Source organism: Clostridium sp., assembly GCF_016650035.1.
Lineage (GTDB): Bacteria > Bacillota > Clostridia > Clostridiales > Clostridiaceae > Clostridium_AD.
Genome location: NZ_JAENWM010000040.1, coordinates 23415 through 33180 on the forward strand (window position 1 = coordinate 23415; position 9766 = coordinate 33180).

Consider the following 9766-nt stretch of genomic DNA (forward strand, 5'->3'; position numbering starts at 1 on the left):
TTATGAGGGAAGCTTATAAAGAAGGAGAATCTCCAAAGCAGGGGGGCTCCTTCTTTTATTTTGTTTATTATTAGAATATAAATGGTTCTTCTTTTTATTTTAACTTAACGGTAAAGCATGAATGTATTTTATTAACGTTGTAGTATGATATGTTACTATGTATATTTTTGTATGATATAATAAATATATGCATATTTTGATTTTGGGGGGAGAGTATGAAGCATGGCATATATTTTAACAACATTAATTACTAATAATATAAACAATGGGTCTTTATCTAATTTTCTTTTTAAATATCAATTTCATAAAGAATTTATTGAGTCTGGAAAAAAATATGAAGATTATATTGCTGAGTTAATAAATTCAGGGAAAATATCTTTTCAAACATTTAATGATTACCTATTTAATGAGTTATCTTATGGTAAGCAAAGGGAAACGTATGTTTATAAAATACATTCATTTAATAATATAATAAAAGATTCAAATCAATTAATTGAAATAATGAAAAGTAATTATAATATAAATGAGATATATTATAATAAAATAGCGACAACATACTTTTCTAATGATGATGAGAAGAAGGAATTAGTTGCTTTTAAAATAGTACCTAGCTTTGACGATAAAACTGTATCTAAAATAAAATTATTATTTGGATATAAAGTTGAAGTATTGGATAAAGATGATATTAAGCAAAGTGAACACAGTTATGTAGCTGTAGAAGTAGATTTGGATAATAAAATTGTAGTGATAAAAGTTTCTCCAAAGGCAAAAGTAATACAGGATAGACATAAACCAGATTTTTTATTTAGAAAGTATAAAGAAAAAGTATTTTCTTTATTTGATATTATTGTGGATGCCTTTAATTATACACACAAGGTAGTTTTGTACAGAATGTGCGAAGATTTATATTCCCAAATATATAGAAAAATGGTTTCTATAAAACCTGTTGAAGTAGATACAATATTAGATAATACAACAAAAGAATTGATGGATACACTAAAAATTTCAGCTATAGAGATGAAAAAAACACAAAACAATATATTTGACATAAAAAGTAGCTTGGTGAAATTAATTGAACATCTATTAATTTCAGATATAATTTATTCCAAAAAATTAGGTGAAGAAATTGAAGGTGTGGATGGGTTTGTTACATATTTAAAATTTAACGATGGTACCAATGTTAGCGCGAGATTAAGAGGTGAAAATTGTAAAGACCCTATATTTGATTCTGAAACATATATGGCTTTACGAAGCCCTATTGATAATTCGAAAAAGATTTCTGTACTTCAAGTGCTATGGTTGAGTAATGGGCAAGATTTAAGGACATGTTATGATACTAATAGCTCTGAGTTTTTAAACATTCATTTCTTTAAAAATTTAAGTGAGAAGGATTTTGATTATGGATATAGTAGATATACAAAATATGAACAAGCCCTTAGTTCGAAAGTTCTTGAAGTGGATAAAGATGATACCGAAATTGCATCTGAATAATTTAGATTATACAAAATTTGCGGAGTATACAGAAATATCTGACATAAAAGCACAAGACTTTTTTCAATATTTAAGTAGAAGCGGGTATATATATTTAAAAGTAATTACTAGATGCCCAAATTGTAATTGTGATTGTACGGTTGATACAAAATTATATGGTGCACTATTTGAATGTAACGATTGCGGTGAAGAATTTAATTGGAGGGATAGGATAGGATTTGCTAACTTTTCCTATAAAGTTAATCCCGATATAGTTATAGAAGATAAGAAGAAAAGGATTTCATCTCCTTTAGAAATATTTGTGAATAGTGAAATACAACATGAGACAAAAGTTATAGAAATGGTAGATAAAATCAAAGACACAAAACAAGCAAGCGAGGAGGATATTAGGGTGGATAGAAAAGAAAAGGTATTTATAGTACATGGAAGTGATGAAGCTACTGCAAGAAGAGTTAAACAATTTATAAAAGACGATTTAAATATGGAAGCCGTAATATTAATGGATGAAGTAAATTGTGGGCTAACTATTCCTGAGAAATTTGAGCAACGTGCTAATGAATGTTCCTATGCAGTAATAATAATGACTCCTGATGATGTGCTTAAATACGAAGGGGATAATAAAATAATTTATAGGGCTAGGCAAAATGTAATTCTTGAATTGGGCTACTTTTGGGCTAAATGGGATAGAAAACAACTTGCTGTTATTAAAAAAGGCAATATAGAAAATCCTTCTGACATACAAGGTGTTGTTTATTTAGAGTTTAATAAGCGTGTTGAAGAGGTTCTTTATGACTTAACTAGAGAAATTAAAGCTTCTTTAGGCATATAGAAAAAGGTCTACGTTATAACGGGTACGGTGAACCGTACCACAAATAACGCGGATCTTTTATAGCATTTTTATTATTAAATTATGGTATAATAAATTACTTAAATAAAAACATTTAAATTGATAAATTTATAAATGAGGTGTTAAGCTTGAATAATACTGATTTAGGACGAGCCCTACAGGAATATAAAGGTAGAATGATAAATTTGCAAGAATTTTTTAAAAGACTTCCTGATGAAAAAGAAAGATTATTTGAAGTTTATATTGTATATGTAATATTGGAAACAGAGTCTATTGAGGATAAATTACTTGAAATTTTGAAAGAATATCAAGATAGTTCAAATATTTTTTACACTGCTTTTTACTGCCTATGTACATATTATAGAAGAAGAAAAGATACTAGTAAATATGGAGAAACACTTGAACAATATAAATACGTCTTTTATGAAAATCCCACATATAGTTATTTAAAGGCAATGTTTTTAATGCAACGTGGTAGAGAAGAGGATATAAAGGAAGCTATTGTATTGTCCAGAAAATCAATAAAGGATGTACCTCATAATGTAGGTATAATTCATTGTTTTACAGAGATTATTGCTGAAGCTTTTGAAGATGGTGTACTTGAGGTAAAGAGTAACCTAGTAGAGTTAGAACAAGCTACGCAATTGCTACAAGATGTTTTAAAAGAAACATCAGATTATGCTAAATTTTATTGCACATATGGAAGATTACTTGCATTATCTGGAGAGTATAAAAAAGCAAAGCAAGAAATATTATTTGCTATTGATAAAGAAAATTCTAGTAGGACTGATTATTCTATAAGGATAGGAGAATATCAAAGATATTTAATTCAAATAACTTCTAAAAATTATGCAGATAAGTCCTTTCTTGAATTTGAAAATTATCGTAAAAAAATGGAGGACTTTAATAAGGACATAAGAGAATCGATGGTGAAATCAGAAAAGGAAGTGCAAGGTAAAATACAAGATTCTTTAAATAAAAACTTAGAGTTTTTAGGCTTTTTTACGGCATTAATAAGTTTTATTATTGCTTCTGTTCAAATTTTAATTAAATCAAATTTTCAAGATGCTTTTCTACTAATATTAGAATTAGGCGGTATGATTATGCTAGTATTAAGTAGTTTTGGTATAATACTTAACGGAAATAGGTACATTAAAAGGAGTATAGTCATATTTATAATGGGTATAACATGTATTGTTTTGGCATTCTGTATTCATATACTTATCTACTAATTTTTAGAATGAAACGTATAAAAAAGGAGTTGTATGAAATGAAATTCTCAATACACGACTCGATTTCAATTGCAGGGAATAAAACTAATGAAGATATTGTTTATGCAACGGATAATTATGGTTGGGTTATAGATGGGGCAACAGGGCTTAATAACAAAAATTTTACAGGTTCCTTAAGTGATGCATATTGGTTTGTTAATGAGTGGAATAACTACCTTAAAGAAAACATTTCGGATAATTCTACAGGTATTAAAGAAATTATTATTAAGGGGATAGAGTGTATAAGTAATAAGTTTTACCATATTGTAAAATTAAAACATATTGATAGAACTGATTTACCATCAGCATCTATAGTTGTTATACGAATTAACAATAAGAAAGTAGAATACTTTTTACTTGGAGATTGCACTCTAATAGTTCAAAATAATAATGGCAAATCATTAAGTATAAAACAGAACTTACTTGATATACTAGATGGTAAAGTAAAAACAGAAATGGCGAAATTGATGGTAGATAAAGGGATGAAATATATTGAAGCTAGACAAGAAATAAATTCATTACTTGTTAAACATAGGTTACTTAAAAATACTCCAAATGGCTACTGGACATTAGAATTTGATAAAAATGCAGTAGAAAACTCCCTTTGCGGTTGTTTTGATTTTGTGGAGTGTAAAAAGATTTTATTAATGTCAGATGGTTTTTCAGTAATTTTTGATAATTATAATTATGTAGATAAAAATAATATTATTTCAATAGTTGAAAAACAAGGATTAGAGCAAATCTATAACGTTATAAGATTTATTGAAGAAGAAGATGCAGATATATTAAAATTTCCTAGATTTAAAAAAAGCGATGATGCTTCTGCTATAATATTTTCTGAATAGATTCAAAATCACAAATAACGCACTTAGAATTAAAGCATCACACTGTTATAGTTCATAGCAGTGTGATGCTTTATTTCAAGAGTTGCCCAGGAAATAAATAACAAGATGCTGGATGATTAGTTGACTAAACAAATTGTTTTTATCTTCATATGCATTAATGTAAAATAATATTTGAAATACTGTTTACAATAAATTATAATAAAACAAACAAATGAAATTTAATGAGGTGTATTTATGTTAAAAGTTATTGTTGTTGGTGGCGGTCCTGCTGGAATTATGGCAGCCATTAGTGCATCAAAAGATAATGAAGTTATATTAATAGAAAGAAATAAAGAAGTTGGTGCCAAGCTAAAACTTACAGGTGGAGGCAGATGCAACATTACAAATAATAGAGATATAGAGGAATTTTTTGATAAAATAGTGAGTAATAAAAAATTCCTCTATAGTGCTCTTTATACATTTTCAAATCTTCAACTTTTAGAGTATTTTAGAGAAAATGGATTAGAATATAAAGAGGAGCTTGACCAAAAGATATATACTAAAAGTGATAAGGCCGATGAAGTTATAGAAGTATTAAAAAGTGATTTAGAAAGAAATAACGTTAAGATTATGTATAATAGTAAAGTCCAAGAGTTAATTATTAAAGATGGAATAATTAAGGGTGTAATAACTGACGAGGGAAAACGAATTTTAGGAGAAAAAGTAATTGTCACAACTGGAGGAAAGAGCTATCCGGATTCAGGTTCAGATGGTTCTATGTTTGAAGTACTAAGTAATAACGGACACACTATAACGCCCTTATATGCTGCATTAATTCCCTTGGTTATAAAGGAAGAGTTTGTTAAGAGTTTACAAGGTGTTTCAATGAGGGATGTTGTAATTTTAGTTAAGATTAAAAAGAAGAGTATAGAAAAGTTTGGTGACATGATATTTACTCATTTTGGAATATCAGGACCAGCAGTATTAAAGCTTTCATCATATATAAATAAAGCTTTAGTAGAGGGGGAAGTACAAGTTACTTTAGACTTTTTAAGAGACACGTCTAAGTCTGAGATATCAGAAATCATGAGAATAAATCCAAATAAGACTGTACTTAATAATTTAAAAGGAACTCTTCCACAAAACTTCTTAAAGGAAATATTTAATATGTTAGGCTTAACTGACGTTAAGGTTAATGATTTAAAGAAGGCGGATGAGAATAAAATAATTGATTATATGAAGGAAATGAAGCTAACAGCTAGAGAAACATTATCAATTAAAGCAGCTCAAGTAACTTCAGGTGGAGTTAAAGTCAAAGAAATAAATGCTTCCACCATGGAATCAAAGCTTATAAAGAATCTTTATTTTGCAGGAGAAGTTATAGATATTGATGCTGAAACAGGTGGATATAATCTTCAGATGGCGTTTTCTACAGGGTATTTAGCGGGAAGCAATTAAGAGAAACCGACTTAGCTATTTAAGGTAAGTCGGTTTTTATTGTATTATTGTTTTCATGATTAGCTATAAAGAGTTTTCTGTGTTTTATTTCTGAAAACTTAAGGGTTAACATGCTAACTATTGGAACAAGATATAGATAAAAGGCGTAAGGTACAAAACCTATACTACTTACTTCCATTGTGGTAGTAGGAACAAAAGCTGCTATATTCCATGGAATAAGTGCAGAAAGTAATATGGCTGTATTTTCTAAGTCAATAGATAACTTATATTTATCAATGTTTTTGTCTTCATAGCTTTTACTCATAAGATGGTGTGTTAAAACGATGGAAATAGACTGATTACAACCAAAGGCTGCAGTGATAATGCTGGTAATAGTTGTATAAATAAATAAGGCATAGCGTGTTTTTGCCTTCATCAAAATATCTTCAACTTTTTTCAACATATTTGTTCCACTAAATATGCCAGCCAGAGCGCAGGATATAAAAACAACTAAAGCTGGTTTCCACATGGAGATAATTCCGCCACCTTTGAGGATGTTTTTAAGTGAGCTAGCGTCATCTAGTCGGAAGCCGAGAAGAATAAATTTCAGTACTTCTATAGGTGTATTTTGCTGAAATATTATAGCAATGATTGAGGCGATAACTATGCTAATAAACATAGATATCTTAACATTTATTCTAAACAATGAAAAAACTAGAATGGTTATTGATGGTAATAGAATAATCCAGTTAATTTGAAATATAGTTATTAGTTCAGTATCTATATTATTTTGTATTAGGTTTAATGGCTGCTTAAGTGAAATAATAAGATAAATAACTACAGATAAAATAAATGGTATTATTGATGTCTTAAACATATTGAATATATTTGTGTAAAGATTTGTTTTGGTTAAATTTGCAATTAAGTTTGCGCTAGAAGACATTGGAGAACATCTGTCTCCGAAATAGGAACCAGCAATAATAGCACCTGCGGCAATATTTACATTTACATTGCCACTTTTAGCCATTAAAATGAGTGCTACCCCCACAGTACTGACAGTTCCTAAAGATGTACCAAGTATAAAAGATACGGCACAACTAATTATGAAGGTATATAGAATAAAGAAATTAGGGTTCATATATGTTATTCCATAATATATTATCGCTGGAACCGTTCCTGAAGCCATCCATATACCAGTAATGCTCCCTATCAAAACAAATATATTTAAGACAATAAAAGATTTTTTGCCTCCATCAATGGACATTTTAATAACATCGTTTAATAAGAAGCCTCGTCTTAATGAAATATAAGCAAAAATAAAAAAAACAAGGAGAAGTGGGAATCCTACAAATATTCCTTTGAAAATAGCAAAAATCAACACACAAAATGTAATAATCATGCCTATAATTATGTCCATAATAAACAACCTTTCATATAAACCAATATTTATATCTCCATTATATTTAATATTATAACATTACCTTAGGTCATTGTAACATGGATTCTAAGACATCCTGCTAAAATCCATCCAATGGTGGTACAATAAATCAAAAAAGATTAATAGTTATTTATTTCAAGACTTCTTATAGATTAAACTTGTACAAATAGGATATAATTAATATATACTATACAATAAGAGGTGTATTTATGGATAACTTAAAAGATATTAGATGGAAACAAAGATTTGAGAATTTCAATAAATCATATAAGTTAATGGAGAAATATTCAAAGCAAGAAATAACTTCAGAATTAGAAAAAGCGGGTATAATTCAATTTTTTGAAATGACCTTTGAGTTAGCATGGAAGGTATTAAAAGATTATTTAGAAGTTGAAGGATATATTGTAAAGAGCCCTAGGGAAGCAATTAAGCAAGCTTTTCAGATTGGGATAATAGATAATGGTCATGTATGGATAGATGCATTAGCAAACAGAAATCTAACTACACACACTTATGATGAAGGGTTAGCGAGTAAAATGGCAAAAGAAATAGTTGAACTGTACTTTCCAGAACTTAAAAAGATGCATGATAGATTATCAGGGGAACTATAATATGTTTGGATTATTAAATAGAGATATTCAGTATATTAATGAGGCTATATCAAAATTTGAAACTATAGAAAAAGTGGTTATATTTGGAAGTAGAGCTATGGGAAATTATAAAAAGGGATCAGATGTTGATATTGCTATTTTTGGTAAACAGGTAACAAGAGAGGATATTTTTAAACTGGATGATTATTTAAATGAAATTTTCCCTTTACCTTATATTTTTGATATACATCATTATGAAAATATATCAAATGATAACCTTAAAAAACATATAGATGATGAAGGAGAGATTATATTCGAAAGAAAATAAATCTCTCCTTTTCATTTATTTTACATCAGTTACTATTAATATTACATCATCTATGGAGTAGCCATGGATACTTTTAAAGCTTGTATAGTTATTCTTTATCTTTTTAAAAACATTTCTTGTATATGACGTTCTAAATGGAGAGTATTTCTCCATATCTTTAATGTATTGTTTACTGTATAAATTATAGTTTTGTGAAATTGCTTCAAAAATTAGAGAAACTAAATTTTTCTTTAAAAAATCTTTCGTTTTTTCGCCTTCTAGTCTTAATTTAAACCTCTCATTAATTGATTTTTTATTTTTTAAGGATATCAAAGGGTTGTCTAAATAATTATCAGTATAGGGGTAAAGCATGCTATATGTAAAAAAAGAAGGGGTATATTCCACCTTGATGATAAAAAGAACTTGAAGTATATTCATAATCCAAACATTTCCGAAGTCTTGTACCATTTTATCTAAGTTTATAGTGTTATCGAATTCTTTAACGTTATTTATAAACTTATGGGTTATTATTGGAAGTTGCTTCGAGAAGTCGCCATTAATTTCATCCTCAGTAAAACCAACATCATGTCCAAAATATTTTAGAGTAGACCATAAAGTATTTCTCCACTTTACGCGGTCATATTCGTTTTCAGGACACTTCTTTAAGTGAGAGAATAGGTCATTTAAAAACTTACTCATATGTTTTTCTTTTAGGATTTTCTCTTTAAGAGTAATTTCCTTGCTGAATCTCGGAAAACATTTATCTGTAATCCACCATAATTCACCTCTTTTTCGATTATAATAAAGTACGTGTGGTTTGTATAGTGCGATTTTGTTTTTTCCAGAACAGTGGAGTGATATATTCTTAGATTTTTCTAAAAATGAAATATTAACATTATTATTATTGTATAGAAAGAAGAAGGCCAATAAGACGGAGATAGCAGAGTATATAATAGCACCATTAAACACTGCTACAGTGGTTATATCCAGATTAGAAAAGAAGCTTATGGTAGATAGAATTAGAAGTGTAGAGGATAGAAGAATAGTATTAATAACCCTTACAGAGGCTGCCAGTAGTGTGATTGAAATGGAAAAGGCTATGATTACTAAATATTTTATTAAATACATATCGACCATAGAGATTAATATGCTGGCATTATTGAGCGCAATACTTCCAATAAATCTTTCTCTGGTTATGAAAGCAAAAAATAATCACATCGGTCTTTATTGGTAAATTACAGTCTGTCATATATTAACATTTCTTGTCCGATAGTGTATAGCAAAAGTATACTTAATGGAACAGTATTGTCATTACCTTATACCAACAGTTTGAATAGTATCAATAAGTTAGAATTATATCTTTGGAACGTTTCTAAAGTGTGTTGACTATATGGAACGTAAATTATACAATTAAAGTATCAAAAGGATATTAAAGGAAGGATTGATACTATTAAAACTGTAGCATATTTAAGAGTAAGTTCAAAAGACCAAAATTTGGATAGACAGTTAGATGAAATTAAGAAGTTAGGCATAGAGGATAAATATATATATACTGATAAAC

11 protein-coding genes are annotated in these 9766 nt (G+C 28.5%); 9 read left to right on the forward strand and 2 right to left on the reverse strand.

The genetic code is table 11. The features are described from left to right. Nucleotides 1-222 precede the first annotated feature (222 nt). The 5 genes from JJD95_RS10960 to JJD95_RS10980 all read left to right on the forward strand — a co-directional run bounded on the left by JJD95_RS10960 (nt 223) and on the right by JJD95_RS10980 (nt 5891). The gene (locus tag JJD95_RS10960; RefSeq protein WP_291643057.1) at nt 223-1491 is read left to right on the forward strand and encodes a hypothetical protein; all 1269 of its coding nucleotides are present in this window, start codon (nt 223-225) and stop codon (nt 1489-1491) included. Continuing rightward, nucleotides 1466-2320 (forward strand): nucleotide-binding protein, encoded by an 855-nt coding sequence (locus JJD95_RS10965; protein ID WP_291643058.1) that lies wholly within the window; start codon nt 1466-1468, stop codon nt 2318-2320. The genes JJD95_RS10960 and JJD95_RS10965 overlap by 26 nt, the downstream gene beginning before the upstream one ends. A 146-nt stretch (nt 2321-2466) precedes the next feature. After that, nucleotides 2467-3570, forward strand: coding sequence for a hypothetical protein (locus JJD95_RS10970; RefSeq protein WP_291643059.1), 1104 nt, complete (start codon nt 2467-2469; stop codon nt 3568-3570). A gap of 38 nt (nt 3571-3608) precedes the next feature. Continuing rightward, the gene (locus tag JJD95_RS10975) at nt 3609-4454 is read left to right on the forward strand and encodes a hypothetical protein (RefSeq protein ID WP_291643060.1); all 846 of its coding nucleotides are present in this window, start codon (nt 3609-3611) and stop codon (nt 4452-4454) included. Nucleotides 4455-4688: 234 nt separating this feature from the next. Continuing rightward, nucleotides 4689-5891, forward strand: a complete 1203-nt coding sequence (locus JJD95_RS10980) for an NAD(P)/FAD-dependent oxidoreductase (protein WP_291643061.1) — start codon at nt 4689-4691, stop codon at nt 5889-5891. A 19-nt stretch (nt 5892-5910) separates the two neighbouring features. On the opposite strand, the gene JJD95_RS10985 is transcribed toward JJD95_RS10980, so the two are convergent. Further along, nucleotides 5911-7287: a Na+/H+ antiporter NhaC family protein gene (locus JJD95_RS10985; RefSeq protein WP_291643062.1), complete on the reverse strand. Its 1377-nt coding sequence runs from the start codon at nt 7285-7287 to the stop codon at nt 5911-5913. A gap of 230 nt (nt 7288-7517) precedes the next feature. Between JJD95_RS10985 and JJD95_RS10990 the strand changes: the two genes are divergently transcribed. After that, nucleotides 7518-7919, forward strand: a complete 402-nt coding sequence (locus JJD95_RS10990) for a nucleotidyltransferase substrate binding protein (protein ID WP_291643063.1) — start codon at nt 7518-7520, stop codon at nt 7917-7919. 1 nt (nt 7920) lies between these two features. Beyond that, nucleotides 7921-8226: a nucleotidyltransferase family protein gene (locus JJD95_RS10995; RefSeq protein ID WP_291643064.1), complete on the forward strand. Its 306-nt coding sequence runs from the start codon at nt 7921-7923 to the stop codon at nt 8224-8226. Nucleotides 8227-8241: 15 nt separating this feature from the next. On the opposite strand, the gene JJD95_RS11000 is transcribed toward JJD95_RS10995, so the two are convergent. After that, the gene (locus tag JJD95_RS11000; protein ID WP_291643065.1) at nt 8242-8904 is read right to left on the reverse strand and encodes a hypothetical protein; all 663 of its coding nucleotides are present in this window, start codon (nt 8902-8904) and stop codon (nt 8242-8244) included. A 118-nt stretch (nt 8905-9022) separates the two neighbouring features. Between JJD95_RS11000 and JJD95_RS11005 the strand changes: the two genes are divergently transcribed. Together JJD95_RS11005 and JJD95_RS11010 are read left to right on the forward strand one after the other, a co-directional pair. After that, the gene (locus tag JJD95_RS11005; RefSeq protein ID WP_291643066.1) at nt 9023-9439 is read left to right on the forward strand and encodes a MarR family transcriptional regulator; all 417 of its coding nucleotides are present in this window, start codon (nt 9023-9025) and stop codon (nt 9437-9439) included. A 215-nt stretch (nt 9440-9654) separates the two neighbouring features. Further along, nucleotides 9655-9766: recombinase family protein (locus tag JJD95_RS11010; RefSeq protein WP_291643068.1), on the forward strand; the 112-nt coding region annotated here is incomplete at its 3' end.